21 protein-coding genes and 1 other annotated feature are annotated in these 21,588 nt (G+C 56.5%); of the genes, 16 read left to right on the top strand and 5 right to left on the bottom strand.

The genetic code is table 11. The features are described 5' to 3' along the window. Positions 1 to 112 precede the first annotated feature (112 nt). From yidA to ABFI50_RS09300, 7 genes are all read left to right on the top strand, one after another. Positions 113 to 925, top strand: coding sequence for a sugar-phosphatase (yidA, locus tag ABFI50_RS09270; RefSeq protein ID WP_014881907.1), 813 nt, complete (start codon positions 113 to 115; stop codon positions 923 to 925). A 226-nt stretch (positions 926 to 1,151) separates the two neighbouring features. Beyond that, positions 1,152 to 1,841 carry a D-galactonate utilization transcriptional regulator DgoR gene (gene dgoR, locus ABFI50_RS09275; RefSeq protein WP_003861109.1) on the top strand — a complete coding sequence of 230 codons (690 nt, stop codon included), beginning with the start codon at positions 1,152 to 1,154 and terminating at the stop codon, positions 1,839 to 1,841. Continuing rightward, positions 1,838 to 2,716: a 2-dehydro-3-deoxygalactonokinase gene (locus ABFI50_RS09280; RefSeq protein ID WP_014881909.1), complete on the top strand. Its 879-nt coding sequence runs from the start codon at positions 1,838 to 1,840 to the stop codon at positions 2,714 to 2,716. Before dgoR ends, ABFI50_RS09280 begins: the two co-directional genes overlap by 4 nt. Further along, the gene (locus ABFI50_RS09285; protein WP_347485902.1) at positions 2,700 to 3,317 is read left to right on the top strand and encodes a 2-dehydro-3-deoxy-6-phosphogalactonate aldolase; all 618 of its coding nucleotides are present in this window, start codon (positions 2,700 to 2,702) and stop codon (positions 3,315 to 3,317) included. Before ABFI50_RS09280 ends, ABFI50_RS09285 begins: the two co-directional genes overlap by 17 nt. Further along, positions 3,314 to 4,462, top strand: a complete 1,149-nt coding sequence (gene dgoD / locus ABFI50_RS09290; RefSeq protein ID WP_023331670.1) for a galactonate dehydratase — start codon at positions 3,314 to 3,316, stop codon at positions 4,460 to 4,462. Before ABFI50_RS09285 ends, dgoD begins: the two co-directional genes overlap by 4 nt. 179 nt (positions 4,463 to 4,641) lie before the next feature. After that, positions 4,642 to 5,979, top strand: coding sequence for an MFS transporter (locus ABFI50_RS09295; RefSeq protein WP_347485904.1), 1,338 nt, complete (start codon positions 4,642 to 4,644; stop codon positions 5,977 to 5,979). A 51-nt stretch (positions 5,980 to 6,030) separates the two neighbouring features. Then, complete coding sequence (locus ABFI50_RS09300; protein WP_248217179.1) at positions 6,031 to 7,260, top strand: DUF3748 domain-containing protein; 1,230 nt, start codon at positions 6,031 to 6,033, stop codon at positions 7,258 to 7,260. Here ABFI50_RS09300 and ABFI50_RS09305 read toward each other — a convergent pair. Beyond that, on the bottom strand, positions 7,257 to 7,589 hold the full coding sequence (locus ABFI50_RS09305) for a YceK/YidQ family lipoprotein (RefSeq protein ID WP_014881914.1): 333 nt from the start codon (positions 7,587 to 7,589) through the stop codon (positions 7,257 to 7,259). The two genes, ABFI50_RS09300 and ABFI50_RS09305, sit on opposite strands and share 4 nt — an antisense overlap. 250 nt (positions 7,590 to 7,839) lie before the next feature. Next, positions 7,840 to 7,911: a sequence feature (ROSE (Repression Of Heat Shock gene Expression) occurs in the 5'-region of heat shock genes and acts as an RNA thermometer to modulate expression.), on the top strand. Here ABFI50_RS09305 and ibpA point away from each other — a divergent pair. The 3 genes from ibpA to ABFI50_RS09320 all read left to right on the top strand — a co-directional run bounded on the left by ibpA (position 7,905) and on the right by ABFI50_RS09320 (position 10,714). Further along, positions 7,905 to 8,315, top strand: coding sequence for a small heat shock chaperone IbpA (gene ibpA, locus ABFI50_RS09310; protein WP_008500162.1), 411 nt, complete (start codon positions 7,905 to 7,907; stop codon positions 8,313 to 8,315). It overlaps the preceding feature by 7 nt. Before the next feature lie 136 nt (positions 8,316 to 8,451). Continuing rightward, positions 8,452 to 8,880: a small heat shock chaperone IbpB gene (gene ibpB, locus ABFI50_RS09315; protein ID WP_014881915.1), complete on the top strand. Its 429-nt coding sequence runs from the start codon at positions 8,452 to 8,454 to the stop codon at positions 8,878 to 8,880. A gap of 172 nt (positions 8,881 to 9,052) precedes the next feature. After that, positions 9,053 to 10,714, top strand: a complete 1,662-nt coding sequence (locus ABFI50_RS09320; protein ID WP_180262410.1) for a putative transporter — start codon at positions 9,053 to 9,055, stop codon at positions 10,712 to 10,714. Here ABFI50_RS09320 and ABFI50_RS09325 read toward each other — a convergent pair. Then, positions 10,682 to 11,428, bottom strand: coding sequence for a GntR family transcriptional regulator (locus ABFI50_RS09325; RefSeq protein WP_045281354.1), 747 nt, complete (start codon positions 11,426 to 11,428; stop codon positions 10,682 to 10,684). The genes ABFI50_RS09320 and ABFI50_RS09325 overlap by 33 nt on opposite strands. Before the next feature lie 222 nt (positions 11,429 to 11,650). Between ABFI50_RS09325 and ABFI50_RS09330 the strand changes: the two genes are divergently transcribed. The 4 genes from ABFI50_RS09330 to ABFI50_RS09345 all read left to right on the top strand — a co-directional run bounded on the left by ABFI50_RS09330 (position 11,651) and on the right by ABFI50_RS09345 (position 15,369). Beyond that, positions 11,651 to 13,273 (top strand): alpha-glucoside-specific PTS transporter subunit IIBC, encoded by a 1,623-nt coding sequence (locus ABFI50_RS09330; RefSeq protein ID WP_014881918.1) that lies wholly within the window; start codon positions 11,651 to 11,653, stop codon positions 13,271 to 13,273. Next, the gene (locus ABFI50_RS09335) at positions 13,270 to 14,592 is read left to right on the top strand and encodes a 6-phospho-alpha-glucosidase (protein WP_058690212.1); all 1,323 of its coding nucleotides are present in this window, start codon (positions 13,270 to 13,272) and stop codon (positions 14,590 to 14,592) included. Before ABFI50_RS09330 ends, ABFI50_RS09335 begins: the two co-directional genes overlap by 4 nt. 92 nt (positions 14,593 to 14,684) lie before the next feature. Next, positions 14,685 to 15,032: a YidH family protein gene (locus tag ABFI50_RS09340; protein ID WP_048997358.1), complete on the top strand. Its 348-nt coding sequence runs from the start codon at positions 14,685 to 14,687 to the stop codon at positions 15,030 to 15,032. Next, the gene (locus tag ABFI50_RS09345) at positions 15,022 to 15,369 is read left to right on the top strand and encodes a DUF202 domain-containing protein (protein WP_023331677.1); all 348 of its coding nucleotides are present in this window, start codon (positions 15,022 to 15,024) and stop codon (positions 15,367 to 15,369) included. The genes ABFI50_RS09340 and ABFI50_RS09345 overlap by 11 nt, the downstream gene beginning before the upstream one ends. 34 nt (positions 15,370 to 15,403) lie before the next feature. Here the strand turns inward: ABFI50_RS09345 and dsdA are convergent, their stop codons facing one another. Together dsdA and dsdX are read right to left on the bottom strand one after the other, a co-directional pair. Beyond that, positions 15,404 to 16,690 carry a D-serine ammonia-lyase gene (gene dsdA, locus ABFI50_RS09350; RefSeq protein WP_058690213.1) on the bottom strand — a complete coding sequence of 429 codons (1,287 nt, stop codon included), beginning with the start codon at positions 16,688 to 16,690 and terminating at the stop codon, positions 15,404 to 15,406. Between the two features lie 17 nt (positions 16,691 to 16,707). After that, complete coding sequence (gene dsdX / locus ABFI50_RS09355; RefSeq protein WP_014881922.1) at positions 16,708 to 18,045, bottom strand: D-serine transporter DsdX; 1,338 nt, start codon at positions 18,043 to 18,045, stop codon at positions 16,708 to 16,710. A 204-nt stretch (positions 18,046 to 18,249) separates the two neighbouring features. On the opposite strand from dsdX, the gene dsdC reads away from it, so the two are divergent. Next, positions 18,250 to 19,176 carry a DNA-binding transcriptional regulator DsdC gene (gene dsdC, locus ABFI50_RS09360; protein ID WP_164955109.1) on the top strand — a complete coding sequence of 309 codons (927 nt, stop codon included), beginning with the start codon at positions 18,250 to 18,252 and terminating at the stop codon, positions 19,174 to 19,176. Positions 19,177 to 19,260: 84 nt separating this feature from the next. Next, positions 19,261 to 20,349: a cellulase family glycosylhydrolase gene (locus ABFI50_RS09365; RefSeq protein WP_032635252.1), complete on the top strand. Its 1,089-nt coding sequence runs from the start codon at positions 19,261 to 19,263 to the stop codon at positions 20,347 to 20,349. Here the strand turns inward: ABFI50_RS09365 and emrD are convergent. Further along, entirely contained in the window at positions 20,252 to 21,436 is a 1,185-nt protein-coding gene (emrD, locus tag ABFI50_RS09370; protein ID WP_045269345.1) for a multidrug efflux MFS transporter EmrD, read from the bottom strand. The genes ABFI50_RS09365 and emrD overlap by 98 nt on opposite strands. Positions 21,437 to 21,588 lie beyond the last annotated feature (152 nt).

The following is a 21,588-nucleotide window of genomic DNA, read 5'->3' on the forward strand; positions in this document are numbered from 1 at the left end:
ATTATTCCCCGGGATGCGGGTAAAAGGGGCACTTCTGTTGCGCAATGTAGCTCTATTTTTGTGTGCTTAATCGCGTTAGCATGAGACAGCACTCATTTATCCCGGGGAACTCATGGCTATCAAACTCATTGCAATCGACATGGACGGCACGCTGCTGCTGCCAGACCACACTATCTCTCCTGCCGTTAAAAACGCGATCGCTGCCGCACGCGCGAAGGGCGTGAATGTGGTACTGACCACCGGGCGTCCGTATGCGGGCGTGCATAGTTACCTGAAAGAGCTGCACATGAACCAGCCGGGCGATTACTGCATCACCTATAACGGCGCGCTGGTGCAGAAAGCCGCAGATGGCAGCACGGTTGCGCAAACGGCACTGAGCTACGACGACTATCTGTTCCTGGAAAAACTTTCCCGTGAAGTGGGCTCTCACTTCCACGCGCTCGATCGCAATACGCTCTACACCGCCAACCGCGATATCAGCTACTACACGGTACATGAATCTTACGTTGCGACCATTCCGCTGGTCTTCTGTGAAGCCGAGAAAATGGACCCGGCGACGCAGTTCCTGAAAGTGATGATGATCGATGAGCCGGAGATCCTGGATAAAGCCATCGCGCGTATTCCGGCAGAGGTCAAAGAGAAGTACACCGTGTTGAAAAGCGCGCCGTACTTCCTCGAAATTCTTGATAAACGCGTCAATAAAGGCACGGGTGTAAAATCACTGGCTGACGCGCTGGGTATTAAACCTGAGGAAATCATGGCGCTGGGCGACCAGGAAAACGACATCGCGATGATTGAATTTGCGGGGATGGGCGTCGCGATGGATAACGCAATCCCGTCGGTGAAAGACGTGGCTAACTTCGTCACCAAATCCAATCTGGAAGACGGTGTGGCGTACGCCATCGAGAAGTTTGTGCTGCAGTAACGCCTGTTTGCATTCATCGGCCTCGGTTATCAACCGGGGCTTTTTTTTGCGCTGAATTTATTGAATTGTTCTTTTTGTGATCTTGATTGTAGTACAACATTGAGTGATTGTACTACATTACAGCCATGGCAAAGACGAACTCCCTCACGTTTGTACTGCAAAAGTGAGGTGAAATTCGGCGGTCGCGGTAAAGTAGTCATGTACACAAAGAGCACAAGGACTCTCCATGACTCTCAATAAAACCGATCGCATCGTCATTACGCTGGGCACCCAGATTGTCGGCGGGAAATACGTTCCTGGTTCGCCACTGCCAGCAGAGGCTGAACTGTGTGAGGAATTTGAAACTTCGCGCAACATCATCCGGGAAGTGTTCCGCTCGCTGATGGCGAAGCGTCTGATTGAAATGAAACGGTATCGCGGCGCGTTTGTTGCCCCGCGCAACCAGTGGAACTACCTCGATACCGACGTATTGCAGTGGGTACTGGAAAACGATTACGACCCGCGGCTTATCGGCGCGATGAGTGAAGTCCGAAATCTGGTGGAACCGGCAATCGCACGTTGGGCAGCGGAACGGGCAACGTCCGGCGACCTGGCACAAATCGAGTCGGCTTTAAACGACATGATTGCCAATAACCAGAACCGGGAAGCGTTCAATGAGGCTGATATTCGCTATCACGAAGCGGTGTTGCAGTCGGTACATAACCCGGTATTACAGCAGCTTAGCGTGGCGATCAGCTCGCTACAGCGAGCAGTATTTGAACGTACCTGGATGGGCGATGAGGCCAACATGCCAAAAACGCTCCAGGAACATAAAGCGCTGTTTGATGCGATACGGCATCAGGATGGCGATGCGGCAGAGCAGGCGGCACTTACCATGATTGCCAGCTCGACACGAAGGTTGAAGGAAATCACATGACATCTCGCTACATCGCAATTGACTGGGGTTCGACCAATCTGCGCGCCTGGCTGTACCAGGACGAGCAGTGCCTGGAGAGCAGGCAATCAGAAGCAGGCGTAACGCGCCTGAACGGTAAATCCCCTGAGGCGGTGTTAGCAGAAGTGACGCAAAACTGGCGCGATAGCGCCACGCCGGTAGTCATGGCGGGTATGGTAGGCAGTAACGTAGGCTGGAAAACCGCGCCTTATTTGCCTGTTCCCGCCCATTTCTCTGCTATTGGCGATCGTTTAACGTCCGTAGGCGACAATATCTGGATTATCCCCGGTTTGTGCGTTTCTCGCGACGATAACCACAACGTGATGCGCGGCGAAGAGACGCAGCTCCTTGGCGCGCGCACGCTATCTCCTTCTTCTGTCTACGTTATGCCCGGAACGCACTGCAAGTGGGTCCAGGCGGATGCTGAGCAAATCCACGACTTTCGCACCGTGATGACCGGCGAGCTGCATCATTTGCTGCTCAACCATTCGCTGGTGGGGGCTGGTTTGCCGGAGCAAAAATCCTCGCCAGAGGCGTTTGCTGCTGGTCTGGCGCGTGGGAACGCCTGTCCTGTCGTTTTGCCGCAACTTTTTGAGGTTCGCGCCTCGCACGTGCTGGGCGATCTCCCGCGCGAGCAGGTCAGTGAATTTCTCTCGGGCCTGCTGATTGGCGCTGAGGTCGCCAGCATGCGTGACTTCATCGCGCACGAGCAGGCCATCACGATTGTCGCAGGCGCATCGCTAACGTCACGCTACGAACAGGCGTTCCGCGCTGTTGGGCTTACCGTTTCAACGGTACCCGGCGACACGGCATTTCAGGCAGGAATAAGGAGCATCGCTCATGCAGTGGCAAACTGACCTTCCCCTTATCGCGATTTTGCGCGGTATCACGCCCGATGAGGCGTTAGCGCACGTCGGCGCAGTTATAGACGCCGGGTTCGACGCGGTGGAGATTCCGCTCAACTCCCCACAATGGGAAAAGAGCATTCCGGCCGTGGTGGATGCGTTTGGTGATAAAGCGCTGATTGGCGCGGGGACCGTCTTACAACCGGAGCAGGTGGACCAGCTGGCAAAGATGGGCTGCAAGCTCATCGTCACCCCGAACATCCATCCTGAGGTGATCCGCCGTGCAGTGGGTTACGGCATGACCGTTTGTTCGGGATGCGCGACGGCCACAGAAGCGTTTACTGCCCTCGACGCGGGCGCGCAATCGCTGAAAATTTTCCCGTCCTCGGCTTTTGGTCCGGATTACATCAAAGCGCTGAAGGCGGTATTGCCCGCCAGCGTGCCGGTCTTTGCCGTGGGTGGCGTTACGCCAGAAAACCTGGGCCAGTGGATAAGCGCTGGCTGTGTGGGCGCGGGGCTGGGCAGCGATCTTTATCGCGCCGGACAGCCCGTTGAACGTACCGCACAGCAGGCGGCAGCATTTGTGAAAGCGTATCGAGAGGCAGTGAAATGAAAATAACCAAACTCACCACGTACCGTTTACCCCCGCGCTGGATGTTCTTGAAAATCGAAACCGACGAAGGTGTTGTGGGCTGGGGCGAGCCGGTGATTGAAGGGCGAGCCCGCACCGTTGAAGCTGCAGTGCATGAGCTGGGGGAATATCTGATTGGGCAGGATCCGGCACGCATTAACGACCTCTGGCAGGTGATGTATCGCGCGGGTTTCTACCGCGGTGGTCCGATTCTCATGAGCGCTATCGCCGGTATCGACCAGGCTCTATGGGATATCAAAGGTAAAGTGCTGAACGCCCCGGTCTGGCAACTGATGGGTGGCCTGGTGCGCGACAAAATCAAAGCCTATAGCTGGGTCGGAGGCGACCGCCCTTCGGAAGTGATCGACGGCATTACACAGCTGCGCAACATCGGTTTTGACACCTTCAAGCTCAACGGCTGCGAAGAGATGGGCGTCATCGACAACTCGCGCGCGGTAGACCGGGCGGTAAATACCGTGGCGCAAATCCGTGAAGCCTTCGGCAACGAGATTGAGTTCGGTCTGGATTTTCATGGGCGTGTCAGCGCGCCGATGGCGAAGGTGCTCATTAAAGAACTGGAACCATATCGCCCGCTGTTTATCGAAGAGCCGGTGCTGGCCGAGCAGGCCGAATACTATCCGAAGCTGGCTGAACAGACGCACATTCCTATCGCGGCGGGCGAACGGATGTTCTCACGCTTTGAATTTAAACGGGTGCTCGAAGCGGGCGGCATTGCGATCCTGCAGCCGGATCTCTCCCACGCGGGCGGTATCACCGAATGCTACAAAATTGCCGGCATGGCAGAAGCCTACGACGTGGCGCTGGCTCCGCACTGTCCGCTCGGACCAATCGCGCTGGCGGCCTGCCTGCATGTCGATTTTGTCTCCCGCAATGCCGTGTTCCAGGAACAAAGCATGGGGATTCACTATAACAAAGGCGCGGAGCTGCTCGATTTTGTGAAAAACAAAGAAGACTTCAGCATGGAAGGCGGATTCTTTAAACCGTTAACGAAACCGGGTCTGGGCGTTGAAATTGACGAAGCCAAAGTTATTGAGCTGAGTAAACATGCGCCGGACTGGCGTAACCCGTTATGGCGGCATGAAGACGGTTCAGTCGCCGAGTGGTAAATGCGCGTCATACTTCGCGCTGGTGAGGCGTTGGCTGCGCTTTCTTACCCCGGTCACATACTTTTGTATGCTCCCGGGGATGCGAAAACTTGCCGCCTTCCCCCCAGCACGAATTATTTAGCGCATTCTGGCTACGTTTTTAAATAAAAAAATAATTACACCCTCTGAAACTACAGGGCATGGTGAGCGGCTTCGCTATGCCCAAAATCTGGAGACAGATTGCGATGGATATTCCAGTTACTGCTGCAAAAACCGGGCGTCGCCGTTACCTGACGCTGTTGATGATCTTTATTACCGTGGTCATTTGTTATGTTGACCGCGCCAACCTTGCCGTGGCATCGGCCCATATTCAGGAAGAGTTTGGTATCACTAAAGCGGAAATGGGTTATGTCTTCTCGGCGTTTGCCTGGCTCTATACGCTTTGCCAGATCCCGGGCGGCTGGTTCCTTGACCGCGTGGGTTCACGTCTGACTTATTTTATCGCTATTTTTGGCTGGTCCGTGGCGACCTTGTTCCAGGGCTTCGCGACCGGACTAATGTCGCTGATCGGTTTGCGTGCCATCACCGGGATATTTGAAGCACCCGCGTTCCCGACCAATAACCGCATGGTGACCAGCTGGTTCCCGGAACACGAACGTGCCTCCGCGGTGGGCTTTTACACCTCCGGGCAGTTTGTTGGTCTGGCATTCCTGACGCCATTGTTAATCTGGATCCAGGAACTGCTGAGTTGGCACTGGGTGTTTATTGTTACCGGTGGGATCGGCATCATCTGGTCGTTTATCTGGATTAAGGTCTATCAGCCGCCGCGCCTGACCAAAAGCATCAGCAAAGCAGAGCTGGACTATATCCGCGACGGCGGCGGCTTGGTGGATGGTGATGCGCCCGTGAAAAAAGAGGCGCGCCAGCCGCTGACCAAAGCCGACTGGAAGCTGGTCTTCCACCGTAAGCTGGTGGGGGTTTACCTGGGGCAATTTGCGGTGACGTCCACGCTGTGGTTCTTCCTGACGTGGTTCCCAAACTACCTTACGCAGGAGAAGGGGATCACCGCGCTGAAGGCGGGCTTTATGACCACCGTACCGTTCCTAGCCGCGTTCTTCGGTGTCCTGCTCTCGGGCTGGCTGGCGGATAAGTTGGTAAAAAAAGGGTTCTCATTGGGGGTAGCGCGTAAAACACCGATTATCTGCGGATTGCTGATCTCCACCTGCATCATGGGTGCCAACTATACCAACGATCCGGTGTGGATAATGACCCTGATGGCAGTGGCGTTCTTTGGTAATGGTTTCGCATCGATTACCTGGTCGCTGGTGTCGTCCCTGTCACCGATGCGGCTGATCGGTCTGACCGGCGGTGTGTTCAACTTCGTTGGCGGGCTGGGTGGAATTACCGTGCCGCTGGTCATCGGTTATCTGGCCCAGGATTACGGTTTTGGCCCGGCGCTGGTTTACATCTCCGCCGTGGCGTTGATTGGCGCGCTTTCTTACATACTGCTGGTAGGTGATGTGAAACGAGTAGGCTAATCCACACGGATGTTTTACCCTGATGCGATAACTGCGCATCAGGGTATCCTCATGAAACAAATCACCTTCGCTTCCCGCAACCACCAGCTTACTAATATCAATACCTGGACGCCGGACAGCCAGTGGCTGGTCTATGACGTGCGTCCGTCAGGGGCGTCGTTCACCGGTGAAACCATCGAACGAGTTAACGTAGGCACGGGCGAGGTCGAGGTGATTTATCGCGCGACGGACGGCGCGCACGTTGGCGTGGTGACCGTTCATCCGGCACAGGATAAATACGTCTTTATCCACGGTCCGAAACACCCGGATGCGGACTGGCGCTACGATTTTCATCATCGCCAGGGGGTGATTGCGCATCACGGTCAGGTAAGCAATCTGGATGCGATGGATATCACCGCGCCCTATACTCCAGGCGCGCTGCGCGGTGGCAGCCACGTACATGTCTTCAGCCCGAACGGGCAGTTGGTCAGCTTTACCTATAACGACCATGTCTTGCATATGCGCGATCCGAAGCTCGATTTACGCAACGTTGGCGTGGCGGCGCCTTTCGGCCCGGTGAATCCACAGGGGAACCATCCGCGTGAATATCCGGGAACCTTCTGGAGCGTGCTGGTCAGCCGCACGACGCCTAACCCACAACCGGGCAGCGACGAAATCAATCGTGCCTACGAAGAGGGCTGGGTGGGCAACGACAGGCTGGCGTTTATCGGCGATACCCTCTCAGCACAGGGCGAAAAAGTGCCTGAACTGTTCATTGTTAACCTGCCAGTAGATGAACAGGGCTGGAAACGTGCGGGCGATGCGCCGCTGCAGGGAACGCCAGAAATGCTGCCTGCGCCGCCAGCGGGCGTGATGCAGCGTCGGTTAACCTTCACGCACCACAACCGCTATCCGGGTCTGGTGAACGTGCCGCGCCACTGGGTGCGCAGTAACCCGCAGGCGACACAAATCGCGTTTCTGTTGCGTGATGATAACGGCGTTGTGCAGCTGTGGCTGATCTCGCCTGAGGGCGGCGAGCCGCGCCAGCTCACCCACGCTGAGCGCGATATCCAGTCTGCGTTCAACTGGCACCCGTCCGGGAAGATGCTGGGATTTGTGCTCGAAAATCGGATTGCGTGCTGCGACGCACAGACCGGAGAGGTGACGTTTTTGACGTCCGATCACGGCAATCCACCTTCTGCGGATGCCGTCGTGTTTTCCCCGAACGGGCGCGTTATTGCATGGATGGAAGAGACGGGCGGTTTCCGTCAGCTTTGGATAACGGAAACCGCACAGAACTAGCGCGGAGGCATCTCGGCGGGCGGAATGACGGCGTTGGTCGCCAGGTTTTCCTGCTCGCTTTTCTCTACCCGTGAACGCACGGAGTCATCCTTACGGAATACATCCCACGGCAGCAGAAGCGTATCCGCTACTGCCGTAAACGGCATATCCAGGATAACCAGGGATTTGGTGCCCCAGTTGGTATCGTCATCGGAGATCATCGCCGCGCTGGCGCGCGTCCCCGGATATGTTCCTTCTTTACCGCCGGTGTGAGACATCACGCTCGAACACCCGCAAAGTAAAACTACCCCGCTGAACGTCGTCAGCTTTATCAGAACATTTTTCATCATCACTCAGTCATCGTTAATGTTACTGCATAGACCTGCAACTCAGGGTTATAGCGAGCCTTATCCGAAATGGATAGCTCGATAATCCCGCACTGTGGCAGTCATCGCAATTTAACCCTTTGTGCTGTTGTCCCAGAGTCTATGCGACAACCAGCAAAGTGCAAAAAAATCTCACATAAATAGTCTTGAAAAGCCCGGTTCCAGACCCATTTTAAGAATGTGACCCGATAACGAACGCGCCTGATGGGCGTTCGGGGGCACAAAGGCCTGTCCATGGTGGAAGGCTATAATTTCTCGCTGATTTCAGGAGTTTTATTTATGCGTAACTTCGATCTTTCTCCGCTATACCGTTCTGCAATTGGTTTTGACCGCCTGTTTAACCATTTAGAAAATAACCAAAGCCAGAGCAATGGCTACCCTCCATACAATGTCGAGCTGGTTGACGAAAACCACTACCGCATCGCGATTGCCGTTGCCGGTTTTGCAGAAAACGAACTGGAGATCACCGCGCAGGACAACCTGCTGGTGGTGAAAGGTTCCCATACGGCCGAGCAGAAAGAACGTACCTACCTCTACCAGGGCATCGCCGAGCGTAACTTTGAACGCAAGTTCCAGTTAGCCGAGAACATTCACGTCAAGGGCGCGAACCTGGTTAACGGCCTGCTGTTTATCGAACTGGAACGCGTGATTCCGGAAGAGAAAAAACCGCGCCGTATCGAAATTAACTAATCACGGGGGTCGCAAGCGCGGCCCACACAGACTTGCTTGCCGTAACGGGAGCATATGCGAATCCATCAGGATTTGCAGGAACAACTGCGCACAAAATTAAACTGTGCCGAACTCGCTTCTTAGAAGGAGATTTAGTATGCGTAACTATGATTTATCCCCTCTGCTGCGTCAGTGGATTGGTTTTGACAAACTGGCTAACGCCCTGCAAAGCACGACTGAGCACCAGACGTTTCCGCCGTATAACATTGAAAAAAGTGACGATAACCACTATCGCATCACCCTTGCGCTGGCCGGTTTCCGCCAGGAGGATCTGGACATCCAGCTTGAAGGTACCCGTCTGACCGTGAAAGGGACGCCGGAAAAACAGGAGACCGAGACTCAATGGCTGCATCAGGGGCTGGTTAATCAGCCGTTTAGCCTGAGCTTTACCCTGGCAGACCATATGGACGTGTCAGGTGCGACCTTTACCAACGGGCTACTGCATATCGATCTGACCCGTAACGTACCGGAAGCCATCGCGCCGCAGCGTATCGCCATTAGCGAGCGGCCAGCGTTGAACAGTTAACAAGCCCGCCGAACCTGTAGGTCGGGTAAGGCGTAGCCGCCACCCGACACCGCTCACAGACCGCATAAGGCCCTGCCCCGGCAGGGCTTTTTTGTGCGCCATCGCCCATACAACGCCCCACGGCTCTGAGAGAATCCCTGGTATAACTAAGGTTATGGGCAGGAAGTAGATCATGAGTGATATCGCGTTAACCGTTAGCGTGTTGGCCCTGGTCGCTGTTGTGGGACTATGGATAGGTAATATCAAAATCCGCGGCGTCGGGTTTGGCATTGGTGGCGTGCTGTTTGGCGGCATTTTTGTCGGGCATTTTGCCGATCGGCTCGGGCTGGCTCTGAGCGCTGAAATGCTCCACTTTGTTCAGGAGTTCGGCCTGATTCTGTTCGTTTATACCATCGGGATTCAGGTAGGCCCTGGCTTTTTCGCCTCCCTGCGTGTCTCCGGACTACGGCTCAACCTGTTTGCCCTCGGCATTGTGGTGATGGGCGGGCTGGTCACCGCGATTCTGCACAAAATCTTTGATATTCCCCTTCCTGTGGTACTGGGCATTTTCTCCGGTGCGGTCACCAACACCCCGGCGCTCGGTGCGGGCCAGCAAATCCTGCGCGATCTGGGGATTCAACCCGGCATTGTCGACCAGATGGGGATGAGCTACGCCATGGCCTATCCGTTTGGCATCTGTGGCATTCTGCTCTCCATGTGGCTGGTACGCGTACTGTTTCGCGTTAACGTCGAATCAGAGGCCAAAGATCACGAAACCACGCTGACCAACGGCCATATGCCCATCAAAACCATCAACATTCGCGTCGATAATCCCAACCTGAATAATATGGCGATTCAGGACGTGCCGATCCTGAACAGCGCCAACATCATCTGCTCCCGCCTTAAGCGTGACGATATGCTGATGGTGCCCGCGCCCGGCACCGTTATTCAGCAAGGCGATCTGCTACATCTGGTCGGCCAGCCCGGGGATTTAAACAATGCGCGACTGGTCATTGGTCAGGAAGTGGACACCTCGCTCTCCACGCGCGGCACCGATATGCGGGTGGAACGCGTTGTGGTGACCAATGAGCATGTTCTCGGCAAAAAAATACGCGATCTGCAGGTAAAAGAACGCTATGACGTGGTTATCTCCCGTCTGAATCGCGCGGGTGTTGAACTGGTCGCCAGCCCGGAAGCCAGCCTGCAGTTCGGGGATATCCTCAACCTGGTTGGTCGCCCGTCGTCAATTGACGCGGTGGCGGATATGGTGGGTAACGCCCAGCAAAAACTGCAGCAGGTACAGATGCTGCCGGTGTTTATCGGCATCGGCCTGGGCGTGCTGCTGGGCTCCATTCCACTGTACGTGCCGGGCTTCCCGGTGGCGCTTAAGCTGGGCCTGGCAGGCGGGCCGCTGATTATGGCGCTGATCCTCGGGCGCATCGGCTGTATTGGTAAGCTCTACTGGTTTATGCCGCCGAGTGCCAACCTGGCGCTGCGCGAGCTGGGCATCGTGCTGTTTCTGGCAGTGGTCGGGCTGAAATCCGGCGGGGATTTTGTCGATACCCTGATCAAGGGCGAAGGGATGAGCTGGGTCGGTTACGGCATATTTATCACGGCAATCCCGCTGCTGACGGTAGGCATTCTGGCGCGGATGTTCGCCAAAATGAACTACCTGACGCTGTGCGGCATGCTGGCGGGCTCCATGACCGATCCCCCTGCGCTCGCGTTTGCCAATAACCTGCATGCCACCAGCGGTGCAGCGGCACTCTCCTATGCCACCGTCTACCCGCTGGTAATGTTCCTGCGCATCATCACGCCGCAGCTACTGGCGGTGCTGTTCTGGGGGATGAGCTAACAGCACTTCCGGGTGGATGCGCCGCAGATGGTAGTCCACCTGGTAATCACTGGTATTACGGAACATCACGGAATAATTGAGGAACTCACCGCTGTCGCTGTAGGAAAGTGACGTGATTCGCAGCAGCGGCGTCTGTTCCGGCAGGTTCAGGTAACCGGCCAGCTGTTTATCTGCCAGCACCGGCGTCAGGCTCTCATAGTTGCCGCTGATGGTGATCCCGCACTCTTTCTCGATGTAATCAAACTTTGACCCTTCCAGATGCGCCAGCGAGAGGTTGCGAAACAGCTTCACCGGCATAAAGCTGTCCTCCAGCATCAGCGGCTTCCCGTCCACGTAGCGTACCCGCCGGGAAAAATAGATCCGCTCATCGACCTGAATCCGCAGCTGGCTGGCGATGGCGGGCGGCGCGGGCATCACTTCAAACTGCAACACTTTACTCTGCACCTCTTTTCCCTGCTGACGCAGCACCTCCACCAGCCCGGTCAGATTCGTGGTTTCGTGGTGAACGTCCTTACGCGAGACAAACGTGCCGCTGCCGTGCCGTCGCTCAACCAGCCCCCAGCTCACCAGCAGATCCAGCGCCTTGCGGATGGTCATGCGCGCCACGCCGAACTCCTGCGCCAGCGCTTTCTCACCCGGTAGCGGGCTGCCGATGTTGTAGTCCGACGAATTCAGCCGCAGCCGCAATCTGTCGGCAATAGATTTGTAGATCACCAGTAGACCTCTCTGCCCGCATCATGGCGTCGGTTACGTCTTCACATGTCCATATTTACAACGAAAAGTAGACCTCACTGGTCAAAATAAAACCATGAATGCGATCACGAATCGCAACGGCACGCCATGTTCGCGTATCAGTAAGTTCTTATGCTCACCTCAGGCCAGCAAAAAACCATAACGGCCTCTACCCCCTACAGGTTGTTACGTGAGGATTTAAAAATGCTCAGTCAAATACAACGTTTTGGCGGTGCCATGTTTACCCCGGTATTGCTGTTTCCGTTTGCCGGGATCGTGGTGGGAATCGCCATTATGCTTCGCAACCCGCTGTTTGTCGGCGAAGCCTTAACGGCCCCTGATAATCTTTTCGCGCAGATCGTTCACATTATTGAAGAGGGCGGCTGGGCGGTATTTCGCAATATGCCGCTGATTTTCGCTGTCGGTTTACCGATTGGCCTGGCAAAGCAGGCGCAGGGCCGCGCCTGTCTGGCGGTGCTGATTAGCTTCCTGACCTGGAACTACTTCATCAACGCGATGGGGATGACCTGGGGTCACTTCTTCGGCGTCGATTTCTCCGCCGAACCCACGGCGGGAAGCGGGCTGGCGATGATTGCCGGGATCAAAACGCTCGATACCAGCATCATCGGTGCCATTGTGATTTCTGGCATCGTGACCGCTATCCACAACCGCTATTTCGACAAGCCGCTGCCGGTTTTCCTGGGGATTTTCCAGGGCAGTTCGTTTGTCGTTATCCTCGCGTTTTTCGTCATGATCCCCTGCGCCTGGCTGACATTGTTGGGCTGGCCGAAAGTGCAGATGGGCATTGAGTCCCTACAGGCGTTCCTGCGCTCAGCCGGTGCGCTGGGCGTGTGGGTGTACACCTTCCTGGAACGCATTCTGATCCCAACCGGATTGCACCACTTCGTCTATGGCCCGTTCATCTTCGGCCCGGCGGCGGTGGAAGGCGGTATTCAGGTCTACTGGGCGCAGCATTTGCAGGAATTCAGCCAGAGTACCCTGCCGCTGAAAACCCTCTTCCCCGAAGGCGGGTTCGCGCTCCACGGCAATTCAAAAGTGTTTGGCTCGGTCGGGATTGCGCTGGCGATCTGGTACACCGCCTCAGCGGAAAACCGCGTCAAGGTAGCGGGGCTGCTGGTCCCGGCCACGCTCACTGCCGTGCTGGTGGGCATTACTGAACCGCTCGAATTTACCTTCCTGTTTATCTCGCCGCTGCTGTTTGCCGTTCACGCCGTGCTGGCGGCCACCATGGCAACGGTGATGTACACCTTTGGGGTGGTCGGCAACATGGGCGGCGGCCTGCTGGACCAGTTCCTGCCGCAAAACTGGATCCCGATGTTCCATAACCACGCCTCAACGGTCTTCACGCAAATCGGCATCGGCGTCTGCTTTACCGGCCTCTACTTCATGGTTTTCAAAACGCTGATTGTGCGTCTGAACCTCAAAACGCCGGGCCGGGAAGAGAGCGAAATCAAACTGTACAGCAAGGCCGACTATAAGGCGGCACGCGGGCAAACCACTGCCCCGGCGGCGGCCAGCCAGCAGGTCGGACAGGCCGCCGGATTCCTGCAGGCGCTCGGCGGTGCGGCCAATATCGAAAGCATCAACAACTGCGCCACCCGCTTGCGTATCGCGCTGGTGGATATGGCGAAAACCCAAAGCGACGACGTCTTCAAAGCCCTGGGCGCACACGGTGTGGTGCGACGCGGCAACGGCATTCAGGTGATTGTCGGTCTGCACGTTCCTCAGGTGCGTGACCAGCTGGAATCGCTGATGAAAACCCCTTTAACGAATGAACAAACCACCCTGACAGAGGCTATATCATGAAAAAATTCTCAGTTGTCATTGCAGGCGGCGGCAGCACCTTTACGCCTGGTATCGTCCTGATGCTGTTAGCCAACCGTGACCGTTTCCCGCTGCGCGCCCTGAAGTTTTATGATAACGACGGCGCACGTCAGGAGACCATCGCCGAAGCGTGCAAAATCATCCTTAGAGAGCAGGCGCCGGAGATTGAGTTTAGCTACACCACCGATCCTAAAGCGGCGTTTACCGATGTGGATTTCGTGATGGCGCATATCCGCGTCGGCAAATACCCGATGCGTGAAAAAGATGAGAAAATCCCGCTGCGCCACGGCGTGCTGGGCCAGGAAACCTGCGGGCCTGGTGGGATTTCCTACGGCATGCGCTCGATCGGCGGCGTGCTGGAGCTGGTAGATTACATGGAGCAGTACTCCCCGAATGCGTGGATGCTGAACTACTCCAACCCGGCGGCGATTGTCGCGGAAGCCACGCGCCGCCTGCGTCCGAATGCCAAAATCCTCAATATCTGCGATATGCCGATTGGCATCGAAGGACGCATGGCGCAGATCGTTGGCCTGAAAGACCGCAAAGAGATGCGCGTGCGCTACTACGGTCTGAACCACTTCGGCTGGTGGACCTCAATAGAAGATCTCAACGGTAACGATTTAATGCCGAAACTGCGCGAATACGTGGCGAAATACGGCTATGTTCCGCCTTCTGAAGATGCGCATACCGAAGCAAGCTGGAACGATACCTTTGCCAAAGCAAAAGATGTGCAGGCGCTTGATCCGGACACCATGCCGAACACCTATCTGAAATACTATCTGTTCCCGGACTACGTTGTTGCGCACTCTAACCCGGAACGGACCCGCGCCAATGAAGTCATGGATCACCGCGAGAAACATGTGTTCAGCTCCTGTCGGGCGATCATCGAAGCGGGTAATTCCGCCGCCGGGGAGCTGGAAATCGACGAACATGCGTCGTACATCGTCGATCTGGCGACCGCGATTGCCTTTAACACCCAGGAACGCATGTTGCTGATTGTGCCAAACAACGGTGCTATTCATAACTTTGATGCCGATGCGATGGTGGAAATTCCGTGTCTGGTGGGCCATAACGGACCGGAGCCGCTCACGGTTGGCGATATTCCACACTTCCAGAAAGGGCTGATGAGCCAGCAGGTGGCGGTGGAAAAACTGGTGGTGGATGCCTGGGAGCAGCGTTCGTATCAGAAACTCTGGCAGGCGATTACCCTGTCGAAAACCGTGCCGAGCGCGTCAGTCGCGAAAGCGATTCTGGATGACCTGATCGAAGCCAACAAAGAGTACTGGCCGGAACTGCACTAACCTTCCTGACCGGCATCCCCCGATGCCGGTCTCCTTGTCCTGGTCGATTTACGCTATGCTGAAGCCTGCCCGTAGCTCGACAAGGAACCTCCATGAAAATTTCCCGCCTCGGTGAAGCGCCGGATTATCGCTTCTCTCTGGCTAATGAACGCACGTACTTAGCGTGGATCCGCACGGCGCTGGGCTTTCTGGCTGCAGGTGTCGGCCTCGATCAGCTCGCACCTGATTTCGCCACGCCGCTGATCCGCGAAGTACTGGCGCTGCTTCTGTGCCTGTTCGCAGGCGTGCTGGCGATTTACGGCTATCTGCGCTGGTTGCGCAATGAGAAGGCGATGCGTCTGAAGCAGGATTTACCCTATACGCGCGGGCTACTCATCATCAGCGCGATCCTGCTGACGGTGGCAGGCGTGGTGATGGTGCTGGTGTTCTATGGCGGATAGCCGCAAAGCGCGACGCGAAGCGGACCCTGGCCTGCAGCCGGAGCGGACGTCGCTCGCATGGCTGCGCACGTTGCTGGGGTATGGCGCGCTGATTGCTCTGGCGATCAAGCACAACTGGCACCGGACCGGGGTGCCATTCTGGATCTCGATTGTTGTGCTGGCGCTGGTAGCCTTCATTTTGTGGCGCTATACCCGCAGCCGTAACCTGATGGACGTGGCGCAGGATGATTTTGTGCAGCCGAAAGCGGTGCGGGATAAGTTCCTGATCGCGCTCGCTGTGCTGTCTCTGTCTTTACTCTTTGCCGTTACTCATATTCAGCAAATGGTGAGCTTATAAGCCCGGTGGCGGCTACGCCTTACCGGGCCTACGATTAACGGCTTTTTGCTAAATACTTCGCCATCTCGTCTTCCGGCACCATGCCGCCCCCGGTTGCCCATACCAGGTGGGTGACGTTGGCATCTGAATGCACACGCAGCGGCCCGGCCATGCCCGCCAGCGCGGACGGTTCCAGACGAATGTCTTCCTCCTGCGCCAGCCAGCCGAGCATGTCATACATGCTTTGATCGGAAAGCGTGTAGAACCCGTCCAGCAGGCGCTCCATCGCGCGGCCCACGAAGCCGGACGCGCGCCCGACCGCCAGGCCGTCTGCCGCCGTCACGTTGTCGATACCCAGGTCCTGCACCGCAATCTCGTCGTGCAGGCCGGTGTAAACGCCGAGCAGCATGCACGGCGAGTGCGTGGGTTCCGCAAAGAAGCAGTGGACGTTATCACCGAAGGCCAGCTTCAGGCCAAACGCCACGCCGCCAGGGCCGCCGCCGACACCGCAGGGCAGGTAGACATACAGGGGATGCGCCGCATCCACCACGCGGCCCTGTTCGGCAAACTGTGCCTTCAGCCGCTCGCCTGCCACCGCATAGCCCAGGAACAAGGTGCGTGAGTTTTCATCATCAATGAAGAAGCAGTTCGGATCGCTTTCTGCCGCTTTGCGCCCCTGTTCCACCGCCACGCCGTAATCCTGCTCATACTCCACGACGATGACGCCATGGCTGCGGAGCTTCGCTTTCTTCCACTCGCGGGCATCGGCGGACATGTGCACCGTCACCTTAAAGCCGATGCGTGCGCTCATAATGCCGATGGACATCCCCAGGTTGCCGGTTGAGCCCACCGCAATGCTGTACTGGCTGAAGAAATCCTTAAAGCGCGGCTCCAGCAGGACGCTGTAGTCGTCTTCGATGCTCAGCAAGCCGGCGTCCAGCGCCAGTTTCTCCGCGTGGGTCAACACCTCGTAGATGCCGCCGCGTGCTTTAATCGAGCCGGAAATCGGAAGATGACTGTCTTTTTTCAGCAGCAGGGTGCCGGGAATGGTCTTGTCATATTCTTTCCCCAGTCGCGCCTGCATGGCCGGAATGGCGACCAGTTCGGATTCAATAATCCCCTTCGTGACGGCCGTTTCCGGAAAGGCTTTCGCCAGATACGGCGCGAAGCGGTTAAGGCGCGCGTGCGCGTCGTCCACGTCGGCTTTGGACAGCCCGACGTAAGGCAATCCTTCCGCCAGCGTGGTGGTACGTGGGTTAAGCCAGGTGGTTTCTTTCAGGGCAATCAGATCCTCAACCAGAGGAAACTGTGCGGTTAAAGTAGTGATAGTTGCGTTTTCCATAGTACGTCTCTTCGCGCTCAGATAATGAAAGAAAGCAGGAATGTGCCGCCAAGTGCAAGCACCGAGGCGATAAACGTCGCCGTCGTATAGTATTTGAAGGTCTCATTCAGGGTTGCGCCGCAGTATTGCTTCACCAGCCAGAAGAGAGAATCGGTGACGATCGTGCAGCCAATGGCGCCGGAACCGATAGCAATGGTGATGATCTCCGGACTCACGTTCGGATAGAGCGGCAGCATCGGCGCGACTATCGCCGTGGCGCCCATCATCGCGACCGTGGCGGAGCCTACGGCGGCATGCAGCACCAGCGCCACCAGCCAGGCGAGCAGGATAGGATGCATGTGCAGGTTCGAGAGAATATGCGCCAGTGAGTCCGCCAGTCCGCTGGTTTTGAGGATGGCGTTGAACGCGCCGCCCGCGCCGATAATCAGCAAAATATTGGCGATAGAGCCAAAACCGTGCTCGGTGTGCGTCAGCATCGCCCCCATGCTCATATGCTGGCGGATCCCCAGCAGGTAGTAGGCGACAAACACGGCGATAAACATCGCGGTGATCGGGTTGCCGATAAATTCGAGGAGCGTATACAGCGAACCTTCTTTTGCCATATTCAGCTCGGCAATGGTCTTCACCAGCATGAGGCCAATTGGCAGCAGAACCGTAAACAGCGTGGCGCCCAGCGACGGGAGGGTGTGTTCTTCCCGCACCTTGAGGTCTGAAAATTCTGCCGGAACCGGTTTAAACGGCAGACGATTGCCGAGCAGTTTCAGGAACAGCGGGCCACCGACCAGAGACGCCACCAGTCCTACCATCAAACCATAAACAATTACCGTTCCGACATCCGCGCCTAACTTATTGGTCACAAACAGCGCGGCTGGATGCGGAGGCACCACGCAGTGCACCGCCATCAGCGCGGTACAGAGCGGAATGGCCAGCTTGAGCAGCGACGTGTTGGTCTTTTTGGCGATGGAAAACGCCAGCGGGATCAGCAGTACCACGCCCACTTCCACGAACAGCGTAATGCCGCAGATCAGGCCCACCAGCACCATAATCACGTCTGCTGACAGCCAGCGGCAGCGCTGCAGCGCGATCCCGATACGCTCTGCCGCACCGGAGACCTCCATCATTTTGCCGAGAATGGTGCCCAGACCAATCACCGCCGCCAGGAAGCCCAGCGTACCGCCAATCCCGCTCTCAATGGCGTTCACCATATCCAGTGGGCTCATTCCCATCATCGCACCGACGAAAAAGCTCGCCAGCAGCAGCGCGAGGAACGGATGAAACTTCAGCTTAACGATGGTTAAAACAATCAACACAATGCTGACCAGCAGCGTTGCCACAACCCAGACCTGAGATCCCATATCTCACCTCACCCTTATGTCATCTGTGGGTATTGGACGAAAAAACGGCGGGGGCTGACAAACGATATAAATTGGCATTCAGGTGAGCCAGATTGGATCAACTTAGTGACTACGCTCTAAAAAACGCACTTAACTTGCATTAGGTTCACATAAATTCACCCTTAAACGGTATGCTGAACGCAGAAACCACGCGTGAGAATTGTGATGACCGATGCGAATGAAGCCAGAAACCGGCTGTTAAACGGCTGGCAGCTGTCGAAAATGTACACCTTTGAAGTGGCCGCCCGGCATGAGTCCTTCGCGCTGGCCGCGGAGGAGCTCTCGCTCAGCCCCAGCGCGGTGAGCCACCGCATCAATCTGCTGGAAGAGGAGTTGGGCATTCAGCTGTTCGTCCGCTCGCACCGTAAGGTTGAGCTGACGCAGGAGGGGAAGCGCGTTTACTGGACCCTTAAATCCTCCCTCGATACCCTGAATCAGGAGATCCTGGACATCAAAAACCAGGCGCTCTCCGGTACGCTAACGGTGTACTCCCGGCCATCGATAGCGCAGTGCTGGCTGGTTCCCATGCTGGGAGATTTTACCCGCCGCTATCCGTCGATTTCACTCACCGTCCTGACCGGAAATGATTACGTCAATATGCAGCGAACGGGCATCGATCTGGCGCTCTATTTCGACGATACGCCGGCAAACCACCTTTCCCAACACTTCCTGATGGATGAGGAGATTTTGCCCGTTTGTACGCCCGCGTACGCCCGCGAACATCAACTGGTTAAAAACCCCCATAACCTCAGCCACTGTACGTTGCTGCATGACCGTCAGGCCTGGAGCAATGATTCCGGTACGGATGAATGGCAAAGCTGGGCGCAGCATTTTGCGGTAAATATGCCGTCATCGTCGGGGATTGGTTTTGATCGTTCTGATTTAGCGATTATTGCGGCCATCAATGATGTGGGGGTGGCGATGGGCAGAAAGCGGCTGGTGCAGAAACGGCTCGAGAAGGGAGAGTTGATTGCACCGTTTGGTGAAAAGACCCTCAAATGCCATCAGCATTACTATATCTCAACGCTTCCGGGCCGCCAGTGGCCGAAAATTGACGCCTTTATTAGCTGGCTGAGAGAACGGGCAAGGTGAAGAATTATTACGCTTTGACGCTACACCAAATGTGAAAAAGCGTGCTAAATACAGGTAATGCTTTCGATTTATCCAGGGTAAACCGTGTTAAAGCCTTTTATTGCCTCTGCGTTACTGATCTCTTCCGGCTGGGCGATTGCCGCTGAGCCGGCGATGACGGCTGCCCGCTATGCTCAGCAGCTGGGTGTGGGGATGGATGTAGACTGGGCGCGTACCGAGCGCGGTATACGTGAATTTGACCCGCTGGTGGTACGCGATTTTCGTGCAAAAGGCATTAGCCATGTGCGCATCCGCGTCGCCGATGAGCCGACGGAAGCGCGGCTCATCCATCTGCGCAAGCTGGTGGAAGCCTGCGAGCAGTATGGTGTCATCCCGATTATTGCTTATCAGGCAGATGAATATAAAAACGACCCGAAAGCCGATAATGAGAAAGAGACAATCAACTGGTGGATTGCCGTCGCCCACTATTTCGGCCAGAGCTACCCGCAGTTGGGTTTTGACCTGATTTACGAGCCCGCCGACAAGCTCAACCACAACCTCGCGTCGTTAAATCGCGTGTATGAAAAAACCATAAAAGCGATCCATGACATTGACCCGCAGCGCATGATTTTCATCGCACCGCGCCTGCGCGCCGCGCCGGAGGATTTAACCAGCCTGAAGCTGCCTGCGCACAGCCAGAACTTCCTGCTGGCGGAGTGGCATATTTTCCCGTGGGGGCCGCTGAAAAATAACGGTAAATACCCGTGGACGTCCGGCACGGCGGCAGAGAAAGCGGCTATCCATAATCGCATCAATACCGCGCTGCGCTGGCAGCAAAAAACCGGGCACGTCAGCTGGGTCGGAGGCTGGGGCGTGGGGGAGTCAAACCACCTCACGCCAACCGCTTCGCAAATGGCCTTCGCCACCTTTATGGCCTGCGAGCTGCAAAAGGCGAAAATTCCGTATGCGCTTAACGCGGATTTCCAGTTTTACGACGGGGAAGAGGGCGCCTGGCGACCTGCGCCAGAGCCGTTATTACAGGCGATGATTGCTCCCGTCTGTGAAAAGCCCGGCGACAAGCCGGGCCATCATGCGGTTAAACCGGCTGCTCGTGATGCGGGACACGCGACGCCAGCGGCAGCCAGCACAGTAAAATCAGCAGCCCCATCAGCGTCATCAGCAAACCCAAACTAGCCTGCCCGGTCTGCGGCATCATGGCCGAGAGCCAGGCCAGCGCGCCGGAGCCGATGTTTTGCAAACCGCCCACCAGCGCGCCCGCCGTGCCCGCGAGGAACGGGAACGGCTCCATCGCGCCGCTGGTGGCGAGCGGGAACAGCATCCCCGCGCCGAAGAAGAACAGCGCCGCCGGGATCAGCAGCGTCCAGACGGTCATCACGCCAAACAGCCCCGGGATCCACATCATCAGTCCCGCCAGCAGACAGCTAATCACTGCCTGCCACATCAGGGTGGAGAAACGCTTGTTCTGACGTCCGGCAAACCAGGCGCCGAAGAACGCCGCCGGGATAGGCAGAATAAACAGAATACTCACCACCATGCTGCTCAGGCCAAGCCCAGCGCCCAGCAGCACGCCGGAGCAGGCTTCGAACACCGCTATGCCTGCCAGGCCGCCGATCAGCATCAGCAGGTAACAGGTAAACGCACCGTTGCCGAACAGCGTTTTGTAGCTGGCGATAAGCTTCGTGCGCGGCGCGTCCTGCGGGCGCGTTTCCGGCATCCACCGTGCCATGCTGAAGGTCACTATCACGCAGAGCACCAGCAGGAAGGCGTAACAGGCGCGCCAGGACCACATTGTGTCTAGCAGGCCGCCAATCAGCGGTGCCAGCAGCGGGCTGACCAGAATCCCCATATTCAACAGGCTGTTGGCATGGCGGAGCTGGGTGCCCTGGTACATATCGCGCGGTAAGGTTCGCGCCATCACCCCGCCGACGCCGGTTCCGACGCCCTGCAGGGCACTGGCGGCAATCAATACGGTCAGGCTATGGGTGGTGATGGCAATCACCGTCGCCACCATGAATATGCTCATGCCGACCAGGATCACCGGGCGACGCCCGACGCGGTCGGACAGCGGGCCATAGACGAGTTGTGAAACGCCGTAGGTTAGCAGGTAGGCGGCCATTACGCTTTGTACCGCGCCCTCGCGGACGTTTAATTCCTTTGCCATGTCGGCGATCGCCGGAATGTAGATGGTTTGCGCCATCTGACCGACGGCCACCAGTAACACCAGCATCAACAATAAGTTAACGTTCCTTTGTTTTTTCATGTCGCTGAATACTTTTGCCAAAAGAGAAAAATGAAGAATAAGTGACTGCGCATTCCCATAAATGCGCGAGGAATCTACCACAGTGAGATGACAATTTAATCATTGTGATGGTGAATGGAAGAACGTCAAAAGGCAGGATTTGTAAACAAAAA

It is taken from the genome of Enterobacter sp. HNDS-6 (assembly GCF_039850505.1).
GTDB lineage: Bacteria > Pseudomonadota > Gammaproteobacteria > Enterobacterales > Enterobacteriaceae > Enterobacter > Enterobacter kobei.

What these genes read in the sequence shown, in the direction of transcription:
- ABFI50_RS09320 (WP_180262410.1), top strand. Translation starts at nt 9,053, where the DNA reads ATGAGTGATATCGCGTTAACCGTTAGCGTGTTGGCCCTGGTCGCTGTT.
- ibpA (WP_008500162.1), top strand. Translation starts at nt 7,905, where the DNA reads ATGCGTAACTTCGATCTTTCTCCGCTATACCGTTCTGCAATTGGTTTT.
- ABFI50_RS09300 (WP_248217179.1), top strand. Translation starts at nt 6,031, where the DNA reads ATGAAACAAATCACCTTCGCTTCCCGCAACCACCAGCTTACTAATATC.
- dsdX (WP_014881922.1), bottom strand. Translation starts at nt 18,045, where the DNA reads ATGGGATCTCAGGTCTGGGTTGTGGCAACGCTGCTGGTCAGCATTGTG.
- ibpB (WP_014881915.1), top strand. Translation starts at nt 8,452, where the DNA reads ATGCGTAACTATGATTTATCCCCTCTGCTGCGTCAGTGGATTGGTTTT.
- ABFI50_RS09330 (WP_014881918.1), top strand. Translation starts at nt 11,651, where the DNA reads ATGCTCAGTCAAATACAACGTTTTGGCGGTGCCATGTTTACCCCGGTA.
- yidA (WP_014881907.1), top strand. Translation starts at nt 113, where the DNA reads ATGGCTATCAAACTCATTGCAATCGACATGGACGGCACGCTGCTGCTG.
- ABFI50_RS09345 (WP_023331677.1), top strand. Translation starts at nt 15,022, where the DNA reads ATGGCGGATAGCCGCAAAGCGCGACGCGAAGCGGACCCTGGCCTGCAG.
- ABFI50_RS09340 (WP_048997358.1), top strand. Translation starts at nt 14,685, where the DNA reads ATGAAAATTTCCCGCCTCGGTGAAGCGCCGGATTATCGCTTCTCTCTG.
- emrD (WP_045269345.1), bottom strand. Translation starts at nt 21,436, where the DNA reads ATGAAAAAACAAAGGAACGTTAACTTATTGTTGATGCTGGTGTTACTG.
- dsdC (WP_164955109.1), top strand. Translation starts at nt 18,250, where the DNA reads ATGACCGATGCGAATGAAGCCAGAAACCGGCTGTTAAACGGCTGGCAG.
- dgoR (WP_003861109.1), top strand. Translation starts at nt 1,152, where the DNA reads ATGACTCTCAATAAAACCGATCGCATCGTCATTACGCTGGGCACCCAG.
- ABFI50_RS09335 (WP_058690212.1), top strand. Translation starts at nt 13,270, where the DNA reads ATGAAAAAATTCTCAGTTGTCATTGCAGGCGGCGGCAGCACCTTTACG.
- ABFI50_RS09305 (WP_014881914.1), bottom strand. Translation starts at nt 7,589, where the DNA reads ATGATGAAAAATGTTCTGATAAAGCTGACGACGTTCAGCGGGGTAGTT.
- ABFI50_RS09280 (WP_014881909.1), top strand. Translation starts at nt 1,838, where the DNA reads ATGACATCTCGCTACATCGCAATTGACTGGGGTTCGACCAATCTGCGC.
- dgoD (WP_023331670.1), top strand. Translation starts at nt 3,314, where the DNA reads ATGAAAATAACCAAACTCACCACGTACCGTTTACCCCCGCGCTGGATG.
- dsdA (WP_058690213.1), bottom strand. Translation starts at nt 16,690, where the DNA reads ATGGAAAACGCAACTATCACTACTTTAACCGCACAGTTTCCTCTGGTT.
- ABFI50_RS09285 (WP_347485902.1), top strand. Translation starts at nt 2,700, where the DNA reads ATGCAGTGGCAAACTGACCTTCCCCTTATCGCGATTTTGCGCGGTATC.
- ABFI50_RS09295 (WP_347485904.1), top strand. Translation starts at nt 4,642, where the DNA reads ATGGTGAGCGGCTTCGCTATGCCCAAAATCTGGAGACAGATTGCGATG.